Consider the following 19,188-nt stretch of genomic DNA (forward strand, 5'->3'; position numbering starts at 1 on the left):
GTGCGTGGCCGTCCTTCCGCCCGCGCACAGCGAGCCGACCAGACTATCAGGATGCTGCGACCGAGGAGGTCCGGGTCAGTCCGCGCGGCTCAGAGTCTGCAGCACCTCGGTTTTCGGCGCCGCCGGCAGGACGAAGCGGAACTCGGTCCCCACGCCCTCCTGACTCGTCACGTCCATCGAACCGCCGTGCGCCAGCACGATCGCGCGGGTGATCGTGAGGCCGAGCCCCACGCCGGGCACGGCATTCCGCGTGGCCGTCGAGGCCCGGAAGAACCGCGTGAAGAGCATGCCCTGCTCGTCCTCCGGGATCCCGACGCCGGTGTCCGCGACCGAGATCTGCACGCCGCCGTCCACGCGCCGCACGGCCGCCGTGACCCGGCCGCCGCTCGGCGTGAACTTGATCGCGTTCGACAGGAGATTGTCGACGGCCTGCCCGATCCGCCCCGGATCCACGAGCAGCCGGATCGGCTCGTCGCCCGCGTCCGCCACCAGCTCGATGCCCTCCCGCTGCGCGTGCGGGCCCGCGGATGCGACCGCCGACCGCACGAGCTCGGCAACGTCGGCCTCCACGCGCTCCAACGGGAAGCGCCCCGACTCCACCTGGGCGGTGAACAGCAGGTCGCCCACCAGGTTGAGCAGGCGCTTCGCGTTGCGCTCGATGATCCCAACGAACTCCTGCTGATCCTCGGTCAGCGGCTGGCCCGGATCGTTCTGCAGCAGGTCGAGGAAGCCGATGATCGCGCTGAGCGGCGTGCGCAGCTCGTGCGAGATCATGCCCACGAACTCGTCCTTCATGCGGGCCACCTCCACCGCCCGCGTCTCATCGGTCAGCACGAACAGGTAGCCCTGCTGGGCACCGGAGCCGTCCTTATGCGGACTCACCGTCACCCGCGCGGGAACGGTCGTGCCGCCCGCCGTGGTGACCTCCACGTCGCCGTCGACCGTGACCCCCTCGTCGGCCTGCGCGAACAGCGCCCGGATGCCCTCGGGCGCCGGCCCCGCACTCGCCCCCGCGACGGACGCCTCTCCCGACGCCTCCCGTCGCGCTGCCGTGTCCTCGGCGAGCATCGACAGCACCGTTCGGGAGAAGAACCGGTCGATGCGAACGTCGTCGAGCGCCTCGTCGGCCGTGAGTCCGAGCAGCCGCACGGCACCGGGGTTCCACGCCGTGATGCGCCCCGCGCGGTCGGTGGCGATCACGGCCTGCGCGGTGATCGACGACCACAGGCTCTCGAACGAGTCCAGCAGCACCCGGTACTCGTGCTCCTTCTGCCGCAGCTGCACGATCATCGCCACGTTCTCGGACAGCGCCCTGGTGCGCTCGGTCACCAGATCCTCGGCCTGCTCCACCCGCATCCGCTGCTGCCGCGACAGCTCGTTCACCACGGCGGCGACCGCCGCGAACACGAGCGGCCCCACCACGCCGCGCAGCCACACGACGGCGTTCGACGGCGGGTCGGTGATGTACGGCATGAGCAGAGCGAGCGACGACAGCGCGCCGACCACGAACACCCACCGGATGCCGGGGGCGGCCGCGATCCAGATGATCGGCAGCAGCACGAGCGAGCTGAACAGCGACGCTGCCCCGCCCGTCCCCGCACGGAAGAGGCCGAGCCCCACGATGTCGAGCATGGGGACCGCCAGCACGATCCAGCCCTCGCGCACGTGCAGGGCGCTGAGCACCCCGGCCTGCAGCGTGGCCAGCAGCACGATGCCGATGCCGATCAGCGCCGCGCCGAGGTGCGTGAACGGCAGCCCGGGGATGGCCCACGTCATGCTGCCCGCGATCACCGTCGCGACCAGGGTGGGCGCCTGCTTCACGATCGGACTCGGGTTGTCGAACACCCGGTACCAGCGGCTCTCGGCGCGCTCGAGCGGCGTGGCCCTCATCGCGGCACCCCCTCGACCACGCGGTGCAGGTCGGCCCCCGTGACGGGTTTCGGCAGCGCCGCGTCGGCCGGCGGGTAGTCCGCGACATCGAGCACGGAGCTGACCACGAGGTAGCAGTCGGGGAAGCGCTCGTGGATGAGACGCGAGCAGGCGTGACCGGAGATGCCGGGGAGCAGCAGATCGAGCACGGCGACGACCGGATGGATGTCGGGGAAGGCGGCGATCGCGGACTCGGCATCGGGCGCGATGAAGACGTCGAAGCCCTCCCGGTCGAGGTACCGCCCCAGGAGTGTCGCCTGATCGGCCGCGTCCTCGACCACGAGCGCCAGCGGCCTCCCGGTCATCGGAGGAGCAGCTCTCGCACGACCACGATCACGACCACGATGCCGAGGGAAATCAGGGCCTGCGGGATGAGCCGCTTCTCGCGCCGGGCGTCCTCGGCGATCTCCTCGACCTCGGCGTCATGCGAAGGTGCGTCCGTCATGAGTCCACCCGTCCGACCTTCTCGGTCTTGATCCACGAGGCGTCGGCGCGGCGCCACTCCTTGAGGTACGAGTCCACCGTGATCGCGCACAGCAGGGAGCCATAGCCGCACACGTAGAGGAGCAGCCCGGCGAAGAAACGCCCTCCGGGCAGGGGCTCGACGGCGCGCGCCAGCCAGATGCCGAGCATCGACACGGGGCCCCACAGGTAGAAGAACAGCAGCCACCCGAATCGCGCCTGATCCGTCGCCTCTTCGCCGAAGAGGTTCAGCAGACCGTCGAGCGTCCACGGGAACAGCGCGATGAACATCAGGATCAGCGCGCCGAGGCCGGGGAACATGATCGCCTCGCGCCACGACTGCCGGCCGATCCGCGGGTCGAGCTGCACGGAGTACAGCATCGAGAAGATGTAGATGCATGCGGCGGCGATCCACATGAAGCGGAACACGAACTCGGCGATGTCGCTGTGCAGCAGCAGGAGCGCGATCAGGCCGGCGGCGGCGAGCAGCATGAACGCCGGCAGCAGCAGGATCGTGAACCACGCCAGGCCGAAGCCGACGCTGCCGAGGTTGTGATCGCGGCTCGGGCGGAACCACAGCTTCTTGTAGATGGACGTCAGCTGCACGTTGCCGCGAGCCCACCGCAGCCGCTGCTTCCACAGGCTGTCGATCGTGCGCGGCTCCTCCGCGAGCACCACGGCGTGCGGCTCGAACACCATCCGGCGTCCGTGGAGCTGGCTCTCGAACGTGGTCATCGTGTCCTCGGCGAGGGTCCCGGTCGGGATGCGACCGCCGATGGCCTCCAGGTTCGCGCGGGAGTGCAGCTGGGCGCCGCCCGCGAGGCACGCGATGGCGCCGCCGACGTTCTGCACGCGGCGGGCCGAGAGCTGTCCGATCACGTACTCGATCGCGATGAAGCGCGTCAGGTAGTTGCGGTCGCGGCTGCCCTCCGCGATGTACGCCGTGACCGCGCCGACCTTCTCGTCGGCGAGGTGACGCGTGAGCTTGCGCAGCGAGTCGCGCGCGAAGATCACGTCGGCGTCCATGATGAGCACGGCCTCGGTCCAGTCGTCCGCGAGCACCACGTCGAGCCCGTGGTTGAGCGTGTGCGCCTTGCCCTGGCCGCCCTGCTCGCGCCGCAGATGCACGACCCGTCCGGGGTATGCCGCGGCCTTCTGCGCCACGATCTCGGGGGTGTCGTCGGTGGAGGCGTCGTCGACCACGAACACGCGCAGCCGCTCCGCCGGGTACTCCAGCTGCAGCAGCCTCTCGATCGCGGGGCCGATCACCATGCCCTCGTTCCACGCCGGGATCACCACCGCGACGTTCGGGTGGTACGGGGCGGCCTTCGGGTAGTGGTTCCGGAACGCGTGCAGCGGGAGCGCCAAGAACTGCAGGCCCGTGTTGATGACGGGCAGCGTGCCCACGAGCACGCACAGCAGCAGGACGACCACGATCACGGTCTCGTACCAGGCGAGGTCGGGCATCAGCCGCTCACCTCCACGCCGTCGAGCAGCGGAAGGATGCGGGAGTAGCGGCCGACGTCGGTGGCCACGTGACTGTCGGTCGACGCCACGACCTCGGCGCCCGCGTCACGCAGGGCGGCCAGTGCGTCGGGCCCGGGGCACGCCCACTTCTCGTTCACCTCGACGAGCGTGCCGGTGGCCGCGGCGGCGCGTGCCCACTCGCGCAGCCGTTCGGCGCCCAGCTGCTCCTCGGACAGGCCGATCTTGGGCAGGATCGAGAAGCAGTGCGCGAGCTGGTTGCCGGGGTGGCGGTGCATGGTCGCCACGACGGCCCCCACGAACTGGTCGAGCACGTCGTCGGCCGCCCAGCCCGCGGCGATGCGTTCGCGGACGGCGGTGGGGCCGAGCGGCCCGTCCTCGCCCGGGAACTGGTGGTCGGCGATCAGGATGCGGTCGATGCCGGCGGGGAGCGCGGGGATGTCGAGCGCTCCGGACGCGTCGAGGATCTTGGCCTCCACGCCCGTCAGCACCGTGAGCCCGTCCGGCATTCGCAGGGCGCGGACGGCGGCGAGGTACTCCGGCACCCAGGTCGTGCTCTGGCGCACGTGATCCACCAGGCGCACGGTGTCGAGCCCCGCGGCGACCGCGGCCGCCACGTTCTCCTCGAGTGTGGAGACCGCGTCGTCGGAGAAGGTGGAGTGCACGTGATGGTCCCCCCGGAGCACCGCGTGACTCATACGTCCTCCTGATGACCGGCGTGCTCCGAGACGAGCACGTCGTCGACCTCGACGATCACGTCTTCCAGGAACCGCACCGACGCGACCTCGCGGAACGGCACCTGCACGGGCAGCTCGCGGCCCAGGAACAGGTCGGCGACCAGCGACGGGATGTCCACGCCGGCGGCGATCGTCAGCGGGAGCGCGCCGGGGAAGCGCGGGTTGACCTCGAGCAGCACGGCACGGCCGTCGCGGTCGCGGCGCAGCTGCACGTTGGCGACGCCCACCAGGCCGATCGCCCGGGCGATCGCGGACGCGGTCTCCTCCAGCTCGGGGTCGCGCAGGGTGCGTCCGGCGATCGCGACGCCCGAGTCGACCCTCGCCCTGGTGCGCGGCACCGCGGCGACCACTGCACCGGAGGCGTCGGAGATCACGTCGACCGAGTACTCCTCGCCGGGCAGGAAGTCCTGCACGATGAGGCCCTCGTCGGTCGGCAGGGCGTCGAGCGCGGCGCGGTCGGGCACGAGGCGGATGCCCCGGCTGCCCGCTCCCTGGCGCGGCTTGGCGAACACCGGGAACTCCCAGTCGACCGCGGCGGCGTCGGGACCGGCCAGCACGGTGCGCGGGGTGCGTCCGGTCGGGGCGCAGCGCTCCGCGAGGGCGAGCTTGTCGAGGGCCGTGTGCAGCGTGTCCGACGAGGGCGCGGCCAGCACCGCGGGAGCCAGCTCGTCTCGGCGGTCCGCGAGCGCGATGAGCTCCACGTCGACGGTGGAGATCACGAGGTCGAGGTCGTCCTGGGCTACGAGTCGCGCGATCGCGGGCACGAAGTCGTCGTCGCGTCCGGGCGGCACCAGGCGACGCTGCTCCGGCGGCACCAGGTAGATCCCGCTCGCCCAGCCGTCCATGTCGGCGGCGAACACCGTCAGGTCGGAGCGACGGAGCAGGGAGCGGATCACCGCCACCCCGGCCGGTCCGCCCGCCCCGGTCACCAGCACGCGCTGCGTCATTCAGCTCTCCCGTCGTGTGAGTTCGTGTGCGCCGACGAACTCCGCCGTCTCGCGCACCACTTCCAGCGGCTCCACCGCGTCGCCCCCGCCGAATCGCGACCAGTACCGCGCGGTCGCGGTGACGAACTCGGGGGCGAGGTAGTCACGGCTCGCGGCGGCCTGCGACTGGAAGCACTCCAGCAGACGCAGCTTCTCGTCGAGGAAGCGGTCGATGCGCACGAAGCGCGTCGGTCGGTAGTCGATCGTCGAGGAGGGGCTCTGGTAGCACGCGACGGTGCCGACACGACGGGTCGCGACGATCGTGGCCTCGCTCACGGCGCGATGGTCCTGGTGCCGATCGTGCGGGGAGTGCGTGTAGACGATGGTCGGCTGGATCTCGCGCACGACCTCTTCGATCAGTCGCACGGTGGAGCCGCCGCCGGAGATCTCCGTGTCGACGAGGTCTTTCAGGAACAGGCGGGCGCCGATCCGCTCGGCCGCGGCGAGCGACTCGTTCTGGCGGCTGTCGGCGTCTCCGCCCCTGGCTCCGCGGGACAGGGTGAGGATCGTGATCGCGTCGCCGGCGGCGGCGTGGGCCGCGAGGATGCCGCCGACCCCGATCTCGACGTCGTCGGGGTGGGCGCCGATCGCGAGCACCACCTCGGTCGTCCTCGCCTCCTCGCGTCGCCGTCGGCCCTCCTCCACCAGGCGGGTCACGGCTTCCACGAGCCGGGCGTTGTCGAGCGGCTTGGTGAGGAACTCGTCGGCCTGCGCGCGCAAGGCGGACACGGCGTATTCGACCGAGACGTGCGCGGTCATCACGATCACCGGCACGGTGGGGATCGTGCGGCGCAGCTCGGCGAGCAGCTCGAGGCCGCTGAGACCCGGCATCTCGATGTCGGTGACCACCACGTCGGGCCGCACTGCGGCGACACGGTCGATCGCGGAGCGCCCGTCTTCCGCGAGGTCGACGATGCAGCCGGCACGGCGCTCCAGCACGGTCTTCACCAGCAGGGCGACATCGTGGTCGTCGTCGACGACGAGAATGCGGGGGGCGTCCTCAGACATGTACGGCTCTCCTTGGGGAGCTTCCCTGCCGGTGGGGGCCGGCGTCGCGATCCCGGTGCCTTCATCACCGGATCCGCGGGGAAAGTCGAGCGGGGTACGTCGATTCTGGCACAGGCGGGCAGACCCGGCCGCGCAGCGGCGTCAGGTCGCCGCCCGCGCCGCCCGCTTCTCCTGCTGGTACACCCGGATGGCCTCGTATCGCTCGGCCGAGCGGGCCTGGCGCTTGGCCGCCTCCGCCTCCCGGTTCTTGGGCGGCGCGGTCGTCACGAGGTCGTCCAGCAGCCGTCGCGTGGCCGCAGCGATCTCCTCGACGGCGCGATCGAACACGTCCCTGTTGACGCGCGAGGGCGCCGTCGCCCCGGAGATCTTGCGGACGAACTGGAGCGCCGCGTCGTGGCACTCCTCATCGGTCGCCGCGGGGGCCAGGTTGTTCAGGGGCACGATGTTCCGGCACATACCCGCACGCTACGCCCCGCCCCTCCCCCGCGGAAGCACAGACGAGCACCCGCCACAACCACAGATACTCGGGCACGCTCACCGGAACCGCGGATTTCGCCGGGGTTATCGTGGCTCATGTCGTACCGAACAACACCTTGTACACCTACCCCTGACCCGGAGTGAGCATGTCATCGACCAGCTTCGACGTTTCCCGTGAACTGGCTCGCCTCCTCGAAGAAGGTGCCATCACGATGAGGGCGCTCGAGGCGATGACGGGTATCGATCACGTGAGGCTGCGGAAGGTCCTCGTCGTAGCACCGGCGGCCGTCGGAATGGACTCGTCACCGGCTGTGCTCACCGGGCACGAAGCGGCTCGTCTCTCCGCGCTCGTGGCCCAACTCACGGAGGCCAGCGGGATCGGCGACGACGATCGGCTCCGCGCGACCCTCGAGTCCCTCACCGGAGCACTGCACCTCACCCCGGGGAACATCGCGCGATTGACCGGTCTCTCCACGGACGTCGTCCAGACCGTGCTCGCCGGTGACCGCCCGCTGTCGAGTGACGAGAAGTATGTCGTCGCCATCCGGTGCTCGTACCTCGTGAACGCGGCGAACCTCGCACGACCGCGCTGACGCCCAGGGGATGGCACGCCGACGGCGCCGTCGCTACGCTCTGGGCTACGCACGCTCAACCGAGGAGAGACCATGACGAACCCCCCGCCCCCCGAGGCGTCGCAGCCCGACACCCCTTCCCCCGCCTGGAACAGCACCCCCGCGAACGACCCGGCCGCCGCGTACCCGCCGCCGCCCGGTCCCGCGGCTCCCGGCGCCTACGGCCAGACCGCGCCGGCCTCGCCTCCCGGACGCGTGCTGTCGATCGTCGGACTCGTGCTGGCGTTCCTGCTGCCGCCGATCGGCCTCATCCTCAGCATCATCGCCGCGGTGCAGCTGGGGAAGGCGCACGCGCCGAAGGGCCTCGCGATCGCCGGCATCATCGTCGGCGCGGTGCTGACCATCCTGGAGATCATCGGCATCATCCTGCTGGTGACCGTGTTCGCGGGCATCTTCGGGATGTGCGCCGAGCTCGGCCCCGGCGTGTGGGAGGTCGGCGGCGTCACCTACCGCTGCGGCTGAACCCGCAACACACACGAGGGGCCGGATGCTGCGCGCATCCGGCCCCTCGTCGTCGCCCCGGTGCGGGGCGCTGTTCACTTCTTGTAGTTGGGCGCCTCGACCACGATCTGCACGTCGTGCGGGTGCGACTCCTTGAGCCCGGCCGAGGTGATGCGCACGAACTTGCCGCGGGCCTTGAGCTCCTCGATCGTGCGGGCGCCGACGTAGAACATCGACTGCCGCAGCCCGCCGACGAGCTGGTAGGCGACGGCGGAGAGCGGGCCGCGGTACGGCACCTGCCCCTCGATGCCCTCGGGGATCAGCTTGTCGTCGCTGGGCACATCGGCCTGGAAGTAGCGGTCCTTGGAGTAGGAGGTCTGCTTGCCGCGGGTCTGCATCGCCCCGAGCGAGCCCATGCCGCGGTACTGCTTGAACTGCTTGCCCGACTGGAACACGATCTCGCCCGGCGACTCGTCGGTACCGGCGAGCAGCGAACCGAGCATGACCGCGTCGGCGCCCGCGACGAGGGCCTTTGCGATGTCGCCCGAGTACTGCAGGCCACCGTCGGCGATCACGGGGATGCCGGCCGGACGGGCGGCGAGCGACGCCTCGTACACGGCGGTCACCTGCGGCACTCCGACGCCCGCGACCACGCGCGTGGTGCAGATGGAGCCGGGGCCGACGCCGACCTTGACCGCGTCGACGCCCGCGTCGACCAGCGCCTGTGCGCCCTCACGCGTCGCGACGTTGCCGCCGATCACGTCGATGTGGGCGAAGGACTCGTCGGCCTTGAGGCGCTTGACCAGGTCGATCACGCCCTGCGACTGGCCGTTGGCCGTGTCGACCACGAGCACGTCGACGCCCGCGTCACGCAGCGCCTCGGCCCGCTCCCACGCGTCGCCGAAGAAGCCGATCGCCGCACCGACGCGCAGGCGGCCCTGGTCGTCCTTGGTCGCGAGCGGGTACTTCTCGCTCTTGTCGAAGTCCTTGATGGTGATGAGCCCGGCGAGCTTGCCGTCCTCGTCGATCAGCGGCAGCTTCTCCACGCGGTGCTTCGCGAACAGGGCGATGACCTCGCCCGCCGCGACGCCCACCGGTGCGGTGACGAGGTTCTCGCTCGTCATGACGTCTTTCACGAACGTGGTCTGACGCTCGAAACCCGAGACGAACCGCATGTCGCGGTTCGTGATGATGCCCACCAGGCGGCCCTCGGCGTCGACCACGGGAAGGCCGGAGATGCGGTACTTGGCGCACAGCGCGTCGACCTCCTCCACCGTCGCGTCGGCGGTCGTGGTGATGGGGTCGGTGATCATGCCCGACTCGCTGCGCTTGACGCGGTCGACGTGAGCGGCCTGGTCGGCGATCGACAGGTTGCGGTGCAGGATGCCGATGCCGCCCTCGCGCGCCATCGCGATGGCCATGCGCGACTCGGTGACGGTGTCCATGGCGCTGGACAGCAGGGGCGTCGCGACGGAGATGCGACGCGTGATCCGCGACGACGTGTCAGCCTCACTGGGGATGACGTCGGTATGCCCCGGCAGGAGCAGAACGTCATCGTAGGTCAGTCCGACGAAGCCGAAGGGATCGTGCTGGTCCATGGAATCTCCTCCTGCGCGCGTGGCGCGGGTCCGGGTGCGAGTGGGTGGTCGACATCGGCCGGGGCGGGGCTGTGCCCGTATGCAGATTCTAAGCGAGACACGCCCGAGAACATTCCCAGTCCCCCGTCGTTACCGGACCGTTGGCCCGAGAGGTAGGTGATTCGCGGATCGCCCATTACGCTCAAGTGCGTCGTCCATCCCCGCGGTTCGACCCGAGTCCGCGGAGACAGCACTCACAGTGGAGGTTGCGTGGGACCCACAGCACTCGCCGGACCGCGGAAGCGCCCCTGGGCTTTCGTCTTCTTGGGAATCCTCATGGCGCTCGCGGCCTCACTGCTGCTCCCTCCCTCAGCGGCCTCCGCCGACACCACCGACGACGGGCAAGAGGTCACCGACTTCTACTTCGCGGGTGTGGTCACCAACGCTGATGAGCCCGTCGAGGGCGTGGTCATGTCGATCGAGGGCAACGGCTTCGAGGCCGAGACCGAGACCGACGCCGAGGGCAAGTGGCGCCTGTACGTGCCGGAGAAGGAGACGTACACCCTGACGGTGGACGAGTCCACGCTCCCCGACGGTGTGATCGTCGACGCGTCGCAGCTGCCCGAGGGCATCCAGCCCGTGTCGGGCACGACGGCCTCGTTCGAACTGGAGTTCGGGCTCACCGGCACCAAGATCGTCAACCTCTTCCTCGGCGCGGGCGAGCGGGTCACGGTGTCGTTCCTCGATCAGCTGCTGTCGCGCATCGTCGGCGGCCTGAACTTCGGGCTCCTGCTCGGCCTCGCCTCCATGGGGGCGGCACTCATCTACGGCACCACACGGCTGTCGAACTTCGCGCACGGCGAGATGGTGACCTGGGGCGCCGTGATCACCCTCGTGTTCACGACCTTCTGGCAGCTGCCGCTGTGGGCGGGCATCATCGCGGCGGTGATCGGCGGCGCGGCCCTGGGCTGGGCGCTCGACGCCGGCATCTGGAAGCCGCTGCGCCGCAAGGGCCTCGGGGTCGTGCAGCTCATGATCGTGAGCATCGGCCTCTCGCTCGCGCTGCGGTACACGCTGCAGTACATCATCGGCGGCAACACCTACCAGCTCCCCGGCGCGAGCCCCGAGCCGATCCGCCTCGGGCCGATCTCGCTGTCGTACATCGACATGATCGGCATGGCCACCAGCATCATCGTCATCCTCGGCGTCGCGTTCTTCCTCACCCGCACCCGGACGGGCAAGGCGACGAGGGCGATCTCGGACAACCCGCAGCTCGCGGCCGCCTCCGGCATCGACGTCGACAAGGTCATCCGCATCGTGTGGATCCTGGCCGGCACGCTCGCCGCCATCTCGGGCATCCTCTGGGCGTACTTCCGCCCGGGAGTGAAGTGGGACATGGGCATGCAGATGCTGCTGCTGATGTTCTGCGCCATCACCCTCGGCGGCCTGGGTTCGGCGATCGGCGCCCTGATCGGCTCGATCATCGTCGGGCTCGCGGTGGAGGTGTCCACGCTGCTGGGCGTCCCCTCCGACCTCAAGTACGCCAGCGCCCTGGTCGCGCTGATCATCATCCTGCTCGTGCGACCGCAGGGCATCCTCGGACGCAAGGAAAGGTTGGGCTGACACATGGACTTCGGAAGCATCTTCGGCAACACCGCCTCCTATCTGTTCAGCCCGACGACGATCGCGTACGCGCTCGCGGCGACCGGCCTCGCGGTGCACTTCGGCTACACCGGACTGCTCAACTTCGGCATGGCCGCGTTCATGGCGATCGGCGGCTACGGCTACGCGATCTCGATCCTCACCTTCGGCTTCCCGTGGTGGGCCGGCGTGCTGGTCGGCGTGCTGGGCGGGGCCCTGTTCGCCCTGCTGCTCGGCATCCCCACGCTGCGGCTGCGCGCCGACTACCTCGCCATCGCGACCATCGCGGCCGCGGAGGTCGTGCGGCTCATGTTCGTGACGGAGCTGTTCAAGGACTGGACCAACTCCGCGGGCGGACTCTCCGGCTACCACCAGAGCTTCCGCGACGCGAACCCCTTCCCCACCGGCACGTACGGCTTCGGTCCCTGGACCTACAACGCGACCGACCTGTGGGTGCGCGTGGTCGGCCTGATCGCCCTGGCCCTCGCGGTGCTGGTGGTGTGGGCGCTCATGCGCAGCCCGTGGGGTCGCGTGCTCAAGGGCATCCGCGAGGACGAGGACGCGGTGCGCTCGCTCGGTAAGAACGTCTTCGCGTACAAGATGCAGGCGCTCGTGGTCGGTGGCATCATCGGCGCGCTCGGCGGTATCGTGTTCATCCTGCCGTCGGCCGTGATCCCCGGCAGCTACTCCACGTCGCTGACGTTCTTCCTGTGGACGATCCTGCTGCTCGGCGGCGCCGCGACGGTGCTCGGGCCCACGCTGGGCGCCGTGCTGTTCTGGATCGTGTTCGCGTTCCTCGGCGCGCTGCTGCCCGCCATGGCGAACGCCGGTTACCTGCCCATGTCGGGCGCGCAGGCCGATGTCGTGCGGTACATCCTCATCGGCATCGTGCTGATGCTGATCGTGATCTTCCGCCCGCAGGGCATCCTCGGAAACAAGAGGGAGATGACCTTTGTCAAGTGAGAACGACGCGGCGGTCACGCCCGCGAAGAGCACCCCGCGCGCCAAGACGACCGGCCTCACCGCCGGCCCCGCGGTGCCCGGCGTCAAGAAGGTCGACCCGATCCTCGTCGTGGACGCCGTGCAGCGGCGCTTCGGCGGCCTCACGGCCGTCGACGTCGACCACCTGGAGATCCCGCGCGGCGCCATCACGGCCCTGATCGGCCCGAACGGCGCCGGCAAGACGACGCTGTTCAACCTGCTGTGCGGCTTCGACAAGCCCAACAGCGGCACCTGGTCGTTCGACGGCACCAACCTCTCCGGCATCCCCTCCTTCAAAGTCGCCCGCATGGGGCAGGTGCGCACGTTCCAGCTCACCAAGTCGCTGTCGCTGCTGACCGTGCTGGAGAACATGAAGCTCGGCGCGAAGGACCAGCGCGGCGAGGGCTTCTGGGCCGGGCTCTTCCCCTTCCTCTGGCGCAAGCAGGACCAGGAGATCGAACAGCGCGCCCACGAGCTGCTGACGCGGTTCAAGCTCGACGCCAAGGAGCAGGACTTCGCGGCGTCGCTCTCCGGAGGCCAGCGCAAGCTGCTGGAGATGGCGCGCGCACTGATGAGCAACCCGACACTGGTGATGCTCGACGAGCCCATGGCCGGCGTGAACCCGGCGCTGACGCAGTCGCTGCTCGACCACATCCTCGACCTCAAGGACCTGGGCATGACGGTGCTGTTCGTGGAGCACGACATGCACATGGTGCGTCACATCGCCGACTGGGTGGTCGTGATGGCCGAGGGACGGGTCGTGGCCGAGGGGCCGCCGGACACCGTGATGGAGGACCCCGCGGTCGTCGACGCCTACCTGGGCGCGCATCAGGACGTGGACCTGGGTGCCGTGACCGGACGTCTGCCCGTGATCTCGGACGCCGACGCGGAGCGCATCCGCGAGCAGATCGAGACCGAGGTCGAAGCCGAGGTCGAGGCCGACGAGGCCGAGGAGGAGAAGCCATGACCGACGCGCCCGTCGAGCGGAACGAGATCAAGAACGACGACGTGGTCGTCGAGCTCACCAACGTGCACGCCGGGTACCTCCCCGGGGTGAACATCCTCAACGGCGCGAACCTCGTGGCCCACAAGGGCGAGCTGATCGGCATCATCGGCCCCAACGGCGCCGGCAAGTCGACGCTGCTGAAGGCCATCTTCGGCATGGTGAACGTGCGCGACGGCGACATCACGGTCAAGGGCGAGAGCATCGTCGGCCTCAAGGCGGACAAGCTCGTGGCGCGCGGTGTCGCGTTCGTCCCGCAGACGAACAACGTGTTCCCGTCGCTCACGATCCAGGAGAACCTCGAGATGGGGCTCTACCAGAACCCGAAGATCTTCGCGGAGCGGCTGGAGTTCGTCTCCAGCATCTTCGGCGAACTCGGCAAGCGCCTCAAGCAGCGTGCCGGATCGCTGTCCGGCGGCGAGCGCCAGATGGTGGCCATGTCGCGCGCGCTCATGATGGACCCGTCGGTGCTGCTGCTCGACGAGCCGTCGGCCGGCCTCTCCCCCGTGCGGCAGGACGACGCGTTCATCCGCGTCTCCGACATCAACAAGGCGGGCGTGACCACGATCATGGTCGAGCAGAACGCGCGCCGCTGCCTGCAGATCTGCGACCGCGGCTACGTGCTCGATCAGGGCCGCGACGCCTACGAGGGCACCGGCCGCGAGCTGCTGAACGACCCGAAGGTCATCGGCCTCTACCTGGGCACGCTCGGCACCGACGCCGCCTGACACGCGCCGCGAAGGGCCCGGCATCCGCTGGATGCCGGGCCCTTCTGCGTGCGGAACGCGTCGCGCCGTGCCCGCCGTGGGACACGACGAAGGCCCCGAGCCGGAGCCCGGGGCCTTCGCGATGCGGCTTACTTGATCCGCGTGGTGGTGTTGTCTGCGCCGAACTCGTAGACGCCGATCGCGGCGCCCTTCGGGTCGTTGTTCTCGTCGAACGTGATCTCACCGGAGAGGCCGTCGTAATCCGGCGTGCCTCCGTCGTTGATGATCGCGGCGCACTCGGCGAAGTCCTTGCACTTCTCGCCGTCGCCCTCGCCACCCGAGACGGTGATCATCTGCTCGGCGATGTCGGCACCCTCGACCGAGCCGGCCTTCAGGGCCGCCAGGGCGATCAGGATCACGGCGTCGTAGGCCTCGGCCGAGTAGGTCACGGCGTCGATCGGGTCGTTGCCGTCGGCCGTCCAGACCTCGTTGAGCTGGTCGAGGAAGTCCTGCGGCAGCTCGGCGCCCGCGCGCGTGCCCTTCGAACCCTCGAGGCTCACCGGGATGTCGGAGCCCCAGTCCTTCAGGTTTCCGTCGACCAGGTAGAGCGAGCCGGTGTCGATGCCCGCGTTGGCGAGCAGCGGCGCGATGGTCGCGAACTGGTCGTACGAGACCACGGCGACCGCGTCGGGCTTGGCGGCCGCGATCTCCGACACCTGGGCGTTGAACTGGCCGTCACCCTGGTTGTACGACGCGTCGGCGACGACCTCGCCGCCGGTGCCCTCGAACGTGGCCTTGATGGCCTCGAACAGGCCCGTGCCGTACGGGTCGTTCTGGTAGATGATGCCCAGCGTCTTGTGGCCGTCCTCGGCGATCTGGTTGCCCAGCACCTCGCCCTGCAGGTTGTCGCTCGGCGCCGTGCGGAAGTACAGCGGGTTGATGCCCGTGAAGTCGGGCGACGTGTTCGACGGCGAGACGGTGAGGATGCCCGCACCGGCGTTGCTGTCGAGGATCAGCTTGGTGACGCTCGACGACGCGGCACCGATCATCGCGGTGATGCCCGCGTTCTGCAGGTTGGTGATCGACGTCTCGTAGGCCTTGTTGTCGAGGTCGCCCTCGTCGGCGGTGGTCAGGTCGATCGTGACACCGGCGTCGGCCTCGTTGATCTGCTGCACGGCGAGCTGCACGCCGGCTTCCATGGGAGCGCCGAGGAAGGCGAGCGATCCGGTGGCGGGCAGCAGCGAGCCGAGCTTGAGCGTCAGGTCGGCGGCCGGCTTGTCGCCGCCACCCTCCGACGGCTCGGCGTTCGGCGTGCTGCTGCAGCCGGCGATGACGATGGCGGATGCGCTGACCAGCGCGATCCCGGCGAAGACCTTCGCGGTGCGCGAGCCCTTCAGTGCGTTCATGGATGCTCCCTTGCGTGACTGAACGTGGATTGTGACCACAGGCGGGTGCTCTAACACTAGGGCGTGAGGTCAGCGCGCAGGGGGTGCAAGTATCTCGGTGCGTTAACGATCCGACACCCGGTGTCGCCGCGGTCGAGCCCGGGGATCAGAGCAGGGCGGCGCGCGCGATCCGGCGTCCCCGCCGCCCGGCCAGCAGCAGGTCGGCGACGAACACCGCGATCGCGATCCACACGAGCACGAACCCGATCCATCGCTCCGGCGGCATCGGCTCGTGCAGCACCACCACGCCGATCAGGAACTGCATGATCGGCGTGAGGAACTGGATCATGCCGATCACGGCCAGGTTCACGCGGCGCGTCCCCGCCGCGAACAACAGCAGCGGCACCGCCGTCGCGACGCCCGCGAAACCCAGCAGCAGCGCGTGCACCACACCGTTCGCGCCCATCGTGAGGCCGGAGGTCTGCGCCACCACCACCAGCTGCACCACCGCGATCGGCAGCAGCCAGAACGACTCCAGCGTGAGCCCGCTGACCGCGTCGACCGCCGGACCGATCTTCTTCTTGATGAGCCCGTACACACCGAACGAGGCGGTGAGCGACAGCGCGATCCACGGGAAGGAGCGGTACGCCACGATGATCACGACCACCGCGATCGCGGCGATGCCCACCGAGACCCACTGCAGGCGGCGGATGCGCTCCTTGAGCACGAACACCCCGAGCAGCACGGTCGTGATCGGGTTGATGAAGTAGCCCAGCGCCGTCTCGACCACGTTGCCGCTGAGCGTGCCCAGCAGGAACACCTGCCAGTTGATGTAGATGAGCAGACCGGCCAGTGCCGTCCACCCGAGCAGCCGGGGCGTGCGGAGGATCACGCGAATGGCCGCCCACCCGCGCGTGACCGTGAGCAGCAGCAGGCAGAACACGAAGGACAGCACCACGCGCCACGCGACGACCTCCCACGGGCCCGTCGGCGCCAGGAGCAGGAAGTACAGCGGCAGGACCCCCCACAAGACGTAGGCGGACGCGGCGTAGACGACGCCCGCGGTCGGGGTGGCGCGGGCGGTCTCGGGGGTCACCGCACAACCCTATGCCCGCGGCGCGACCCCACCGCGCCGGTCACCGGGCCGCTCGGGAAGATCGGCGGGAAGAGACCGACGATTGGCGGAAATGCAGAAGGGGTCCGGATGCCGTGGCATCCGGACCCCTTCGGATCCGTGACCCCGCGCGAGGCGGGACGGGATTCAGCTGATCAGCGGACGACGACTGCGAGGACGTCGCGAGCCGACAGGACGAGGAACTCGTCGGCGCCGAACTTCACCTCGGTGCCGCCGTACTTGCTGTAGAGCACGCGGTCGCCGACGGCGACGTCGAGCGGAACGCGGTTGCCGTTGTCGTCGATGCGGCCGGGGCCGACCGCCACGACCTCGCCCTCCTGGGGCTTCTCCTTGGCGGTGTCGGGGATGACCAGGCCACTCGCGGTGGTCTGCTCGGCCTCGACCTGCTTGATGACGATGCGGTCCTCGAGCGGCTTGATGGAAACCGACACGGTCTACCTCTTCTTTCTTGACGCTGACACGAAAGACTCGTTCGCACTCTCAACCCGAGAGTGCTAATGCCAGTGTAGGCGGTCGGCTGGCACTCATGCAATGCGAGTGCCAGCCCGGGAACGTCCGCCCCCGCGCGCCTAGGCTGAAGGCGTGGAGATGTCCGAGCTGCGTGCCCTGCTGACCCCCGCCGGCCTCGAACTGCTCGACGGCACCGGCGAGGTGGGCTCGACCGCAGAGGCCGCCGCCGCGGTCTCGCGTCTGCGCGCGGCCGGGCACTCCCCCGACCTCGTCTCCGCCGTGGTCGGCCAGGCGCACCTGCGGGCGAAGGCCGCCGCGAAGTTCGGCCCCTTCGCGGCCCGCATGCTGTTCACCAGGGCCGGCCTCGAACAGGCCACGCGCCTGGGTGTCGCAGCCCGGCACGCGCAGCGCCTGCGCAGCGCGGGGATGACGGCCGTGGCCGACCTCGGCTGCGGCATCGGCGGTGATGCGCTCGCGTTCGCGGGCGCCGGACTCGACGTGCTGGCGGTCGACGCCGACGAGGTCACCGCCGCGATCGCCGCCTACAACCTCGCGCCCTTCGGCGACAGCGTCACCGTGCGGCACGACACCGCGGAGGACGCACTCGGGGAGCCACGACCCGGCCGCGCCGTATGGATGGACCCCGCCCGTCGCACCTCTGGGCACAGCGAGACCCGCCGCGTCGCCGCGGACGACTACTCCCCCTCGCTCGACTGGGCCTTCGGGGTCGCCGCGCGGCAGCCCACAGGGATCAAGCTCGGCCCCGCGCACGACCGCGACGCCCTGCCCGACGACGCCGAGACGCAGTGGATCAGTGCCGACGGGAGCGTGGTCGAGCTCGTGGTGTGGACGCGCGAGCTCGCGCGAGACGGTGTGCGCCGCTCGGCGCTGCTCATCCGCGGCGACCGGTCCCACGAGCTCACCGCCGCGGCGGATGCGGAGGACGCCCCGGTGCGCGACCTCGGCGCGTTCCTCCACGAGCCGGACGGCGCCGTGATCCGCGCCCGCCTGATCGGGGATGTCGCGCGCAGCCTCGACGCGGGCATGCTCGACCCCCGCATCGCCTACCTCACGTCGGACACCGCCCTGACGAGCCCGTTCGTGCAGAGCTTCCGCGTGTGGGACGTGCTGCCGATGAACACCAAGGGCATCAACGCGGCGTTGAAGGCGAACGGCATCGGGCGGCTGGAGATCAAGAAGCGCGGGGTGGACGTGGATCCCGCGGCGTTCCGGCGCACGCTCACGCTGAAGGGCGACGCCGAGGCGACCCTGATCCTCGTGCGGATCGGCGACCGGCGCCGCGCGATCCTCGCCGACCGGGTGTCCGCGGCCGACTGATCGCTCAGCCGTCCGGGTCGCGATCGGGGATCTCCACCCGGATCGGATCGCCGGGCGGACCCGTCGTCACCAGATACGAGTCTCCGGACGGCGCCTCGGAGAACACCGCCCCGGTCGTGACCGACAGGTACGGGGCCTGCCAGCGCGTGAACTCCACCTGGACCACCGAGACCGCGATCACGTCTCCCGACTCCTGATCGACGTCGACCACCTGCACCCCCAGCCCGGACTCCAGGGCCTCGCTGATCGGGGCGCACTGGCGCGAGGCGTCGGCATCCACGATCAGACACCGCAGGGACACACCGGTGTCCGACGGACGGTCGGCCAGCCACACCGGCTCCCCGTGGAAGAACCCCACCAGCGACAGCCCGAGCTCGTAGCCGTCCGCCAGGAGCTCCTCGGCCCTGGTGCGCTGCTCGCCCTCGAACTGCGACAGCACCGACGAGTTCATGCTCCAGCGCTGGATGCTCACCATCGGCTCGTCGTCGACCGACAGCAGCAGCGTCGCCACGACGTTCTCGACCGCGGCCCCGCCCTCGTCGCCCGGCGGGTCGATCGGGACAGGGACCGTGACGTTCATGCCGTCCGCGGCGTCGTCCGCGGGCAGGCAGGTCGACTGCGAGCGGTCGCCCACATCGAGCACCAGGCACAGTCGCCGGGCGTCGTCCTGCGTCGCGAACCACGCGAGCGCGTCGTCGCTCTGCGCCACCGCCCGCACCGATCCCCGGTCGTAGTCCTCGGCCGCGAGCTCGGCGCGGCGCTGCTCCTGCGCGGCGGTCAAGGGCAGCGCAGGAGCAGAGATCGGAAGAGCGTC

The 19,188-nt window shown here is 70.0% G+C and carries 20 protein-coding genes; 7 read left to right on the forward strand and 13 right to left on the reverse strand.

Features of this window, described 5'->3' with window-relative positions:
• Positions 1 to 75: 75 nt before the first annotated feature.
• From DW299_RS09215 to DW299_RS09245, 8 genes are all read right to left on the reverse strand, one after another.
• The gene (locus tag DW299_RS09215) at positions 76 to 1,890 is read right to left on the reverse strand and encodes a sensor histidine kinase (protein WP_136036405.1); all 1,815 of its coding nucleotides are present in this window, start codon (positions 1,888 to 1,890) and stop codon (positions 76 to 78) included.
• Positions 1,887 to 2,234: a response regulator gene (locus tag DW299_RS09220; RefSeq protein ID WP_136033572.1), complete on the reverse strand. Its 348-nt coding sequence runs from the start codon at positions 2,232 to 2,234 to the stop codon at positions 1,887 to 1,889. The genes DW299_RS09215 and DW299_RS09220 overlap by 4 nt, the downstream gene beginning before the upstream one ends.
• A complete protein-coding gene (locus DW299_RS19015; RefSeq protein WP_168387313.1) occupies positions 2,231 to 2,374 on the reverse strand; it encodes a hypothetical protein in 144 nt (47 codons plus the stop codon). Before DW299_RS19015 ends, DW299_RS09220 begins: the two co-directional genes overlap by 4 nt.
• A complete protein-coding gene (locus tag DW299_RS09225) occupies positions 2,371 to 3,858 on the reverse strand; it encodes a glycosyltransferase family 2 protein (protein WP_136036406.1) in 1,488 nt (495 codons plus the stop codon). The genes DW299_RS19015 and DW299_RS09225 overlap by 4 nt, the downstream gene beginning before the upstream one ends.
• Positions 3,858 to 4,574 (reverse strand): PHP domain-containing protein, encoded by a 717-nt coding sequence (locus tag DW299_RS09230; protein ID WP_136036407.1) that lies wholly within the window; start codon positions 4,572 to 4,574, stop codon positions 3,858 to 3,860. The genes DW299_RS09225 and DW299_RS09230 overlap by 1 nt, the downstream gene beginning before the upstream one ends.
• Positions 4,571 to 5,560, reverse strand: coding sequence for an ATP-grasp domain-containing protein (locus DW299_RS09235; protein ID WP_136036408.1), 990 nt, complete (start codon positions 5,558 to 5,560; stop codon positions 4,571 to 4,573). The genes DW299_RS09230 and DW299_RS09235 overlap by 4 nt, the downstream gene beginning before the upstream one ends.
• Positions 5,561 to 6,607 carry a response regulator gene (locus DW299_RS09240; RefSeq protein WP_136036409.1) on the reverse strand — a complete coding sequence of 349 codons (1,047 nt, stop codon included), beginning with the start codon at positions 6,605 to 6,607 and terminating at the stop codon, positions 5,561 to 5,563.
• Between the two features lie 141 nt (positions 6,608 to 6,748).
• Entirely contained in the window at positions 6,749 to 7,063 is a 315-nt protein-coding gene (locus tag DW299_RS09245) for a DUF2277 domain-containing protein (RefSeq protein WP_136035184.1), read from the reverse strand.
• A 167-nt stretch (positions 7,064 to 7,230) separates the two neighbouring features.
• On the opposite strand from DW299_RS09245, the gene DW299_RS19665 reads away from it, so the two are divergent.
• On the forward strand, positions 7,231 to 7,677 hold the full coding sequence (locus tag DW299_RS19665) for an HTH domain-containing protein (RefSeq protein WP_342589052.1): 447 nt from the start codon (positions 7,231 to 7,233) through the stop codon (positions 7,675 to 7,677).
• A gap of 72 nt (positions 7,678 to 7,749) precedes the next feature.
• Positions 7,750 to 8,178, forward strand: a complete 429-nt coding sequence (locus DW299_RS09255; RefSeq protein ID WP_136036411.1) for a DUF4190 domain-containing protein — start codon at positions 7,750 to 7,752, stop codon at positions 8,176 to 8,178.
• A gap of 74 nt (positions 8,179 to 8,252) precedes the next feature.
• Here DW299_RS09255 and guaB read toward each other — a convergent pair whose 3' ends face one another.
• Positions 8,253 to 9,755: an IMP dehydrogenase gene (guaB, locus tag DW299_RS09260; RefSeq protein ID WP_136035187.1), complete on the reverse strand. Its 1,503-nt coding sequence runs from the start codon at positions 9,753 to 9,755 to the stop codon at positions 8,253 to 8,255.
• Between the two features lie 315 nt (positions 9,756 to 10,070).
• Between guaB and DW299_RS09265 the strand changes: the two genes are divergently transcribed.
• From DW299_RS09265 to DW299_RS09280, 4 genes are read left to right on the forward strand one after another with little or no spacing between them, the layout of a single operon-like run.
• Positions 10,071 to 11,357 carry a branched-chain amino acid ABC transporter permease gene (locus DW299_RS09265; protein ID WP_136035188.1) on the forward strand — a complete coding sequence of 429 codons (1,287 nt, stop codon included), beginning with the start codon at positions 10,071 to 10,073 and terminating at the stop codon, positions 11,355 to 11,357.
• Positions 11,358 to 11,360: 3 nt separating this feature from the next.
• On the forward strand, positions 11,361 to 12,338 hold the full coding sequence (locus tag DW299_RS09270) for a branched-chain amino acid ABC transporter permease (protein ID WP_136035189.1): 978 nt from the start codon (positions 11,361 to 11,363) through the stop codon (positions 12,336 to 12,338).
• Complete coding sequence (locus DW299_RS09275; RefSeq protein WP_168443105.1) at positions 12,328 to 13,323, forward strand: ABC transporter ATP-binding protein; 996 nt, start codon at positions 12,328 to 12,330, stop codon at positions 13,321 to 13,323. The genes DW299_RS09270 and DW299_RS09275 overlap by 11 nt, the downstream gene beginning before the upstream one ends.
• Positions 13,320 to 14,087 (forward strand): ABC transporter ATP-binding protein, encoded by a 768-nt coding sequence (locus DW299_RS09280; RefSeq protein ID WP_136035190.1) that lies wholly within the window; start codon positions 13,320 to 13,322, stop codon positions 14,085 to 14,087. The genes DW299_RS09275 and DW299_RS09280 overlap by 4 nt, the downstream gene beginning before the upstream one ends.
• A gap of 128 nt (positions 14,088 to 14,215) precedes the next feature.
• Here the strand turns inward: DW299_RS09280 and DW299_RS09285 are convergent, their stop codons facing one another.
• The 3 genes from DW299_RS09285 to groES all read right to left on the reverse strand — a co-directional run bounded on the left by DW299_RS09285 (position 14,216) and on the right by groES (position 17,017).
• The gene (locus tag DW299_RS09285) at positions 14,216 to 15,472 is read right to left on the reverse strand and encodes an ABC transporter substrate-binding protein (protein ID WP_136035191.1); all 1,257 of its coding nucleotides are present in this window, start codon (positions 15,470 to 15,472) and stop codon (positions 14,216 to 14,218) included.
• 145 nt (positions 15,473 to 15,617) lie between these two features.
• Positions 15,618 to 16,547, reverse strand: a complete 930-nt coding sequence (gene rarD, locus DW299_RS09290) for an EamA family transporter RarD (protein ID WP_136036412.1) — start codon at positions 16,545 to 16,547, stop codon at positions 15,618 to 15,620.
• Positions 16,548 to 16,720: 173 nt separating this feature from the next.
• Positions 16,721 to 17,017: a co-chaperone GroES gene (gene groES / locus DW299_RS09295; protein ID WP_017203655.1), complete on the reverse strand. Its 297-nt coding sequence runs from the start codon at positions 17,015 to 17,017 to the stop codon at positions 16,721 to 16,723.
• A gap of 151 nt (positions 17,018 to 17,168) precedes the next feature.
• Here groES and DW299_RS09300 point away from each other — a divergent pair, with 151 nt between their 5' ends.
• Positions 17,169 to 18,374: a class I SAM-dependent methyltransferase gene (locus DW299_RS09300; protein WP_136036413.1), complete on the forward strand. Its 1,206-nt coding sequence runs from the start codon at positions 17,169 to 17,171 to the stop codon at positions 18,372 to 18,374.
• Between the two features lie 4 nt (positions 18,375 to 18,378).
• On the opposite strand, the gene DW299_RS09305 is transcribed toward DW299_RS09300, so the two are convergent.
• On the reverse strand, positions 18,379 to 19,188 hold an 810-nt coding region (locus tag DW299_RS09305), incomplete at its 5' end, for a hypothetical protein (protein ID WP_205814360.1).

Origin of the sequence: Microbacterium sp. K35 (assembly GCF_004794375.1) — a bacterium.
Lineage (GTDB): Bacteria > Actinomycetota > Actinomycetes > Actinomycetales > Microbacteriaceae > Microbacterium > Microbacterium sufflavum.

Coding starts and splice junctions, on each gene's coding strand:
- DW299_RS09215 (WP_136036405.1), bottom strand. CDS start 1,890: ATGAGGGCCACGCCGCTCGAGCGCGCCGAGAGCCGCTGGTACCGGGTG.
- DW299_RS09220 (WP_136033572.1), bottom strand. CDS start 2,234: ATGACCGGGAGGCCGCTGGCGCTCGTGGTCGAGGACGCGGCCGATCAG.
- DW299_RS19015 (WP_168387313.1), bottom strand. CDS start 2,374: ATGACGGACGCACCTTCGCATGACGCCGAGGTCGAGGAGATCGCCGAG.
- DW299_RS09225 (WP_136036406.1), bottom strand. CDS start 3,858: ATGCCCGACCTCGCCTGGTACGAGACCGTGATCGTGGTCGTCCTGCTG.
- DW299_RS09230 (WP_136036407.1), bottom strand. CDS start 4,574: ATGAGTCACGCGGTGCTCCGGGGGGACCATCACGTGCACTCCACCTTC.
- DW299_RS09235 (WP_136036408.1), bottom strand. CDS start 5,560: ATGACGCAGCGCGTGCTGGTGACCGGGGCGGGCGGACCGGCCGGGGTG.
- DW299_RS09240 (WP_136036409.1), bottom strand. CDS start 6,607: ATGTCTGAGGACGCCCCCCGCATTCTCGTCGTCGACGACGACCACGAT.
- DW299_RS09245 (WP_136035184.1), bottom strand. CDS start 7,063: ATGTGCCGGAACATCGTGCCCCTGAACAACCTGGCCCCCGCGGCGACC.
- DW299_RS19665 (WP_342589052.1), top strand. CDS start 7,231: ATGTCATCGACCAGCTTCGACGTTTCCCGTGAACTGGCTCGCCTCCTC.
- DW299_RS09255 (WP_136036411.1), top strand. CDS start 7,750: ATGACGAACCCCCCGCCCCCCGAGGCGTCGCAGCCCGACACCCCTTCC.
- guaB (WP_136035187.1), bottom strand. CDS start 9,755: ATGGACCAGCACGATCCCTTCGGCTTCGTCGGACTGACCTACGATGAC.
- DW299_RS09265 (WP_136035188.1), top strand. CDS start 10,071: ATGGCGCTCGCGGCCTCACTGCTGCTCCCTCCCTCAGCGGCCTCCGCC.
- DW299_RS09270 (WP_136035189.1), top strand. CDS start 11,361: ATGGACTTCGGAAGCATCTTCGGCAACACCGCCTCCTATCTGTTCAGC.
- DW299_RS09280 (WP_136035190.1), top strand. CDS start 13,320: ATGACCGACGCGCCCGTCGAGCGGAACGAGATCAAGAACGACGACGTG.
- DW299_RS09285 (WP_136035191.1), bottom strand. CDS start 15,472: ATGAACGCACTGAAGGGCTCGCGCACCGCGAAGGTCTTCGCCGGGATC.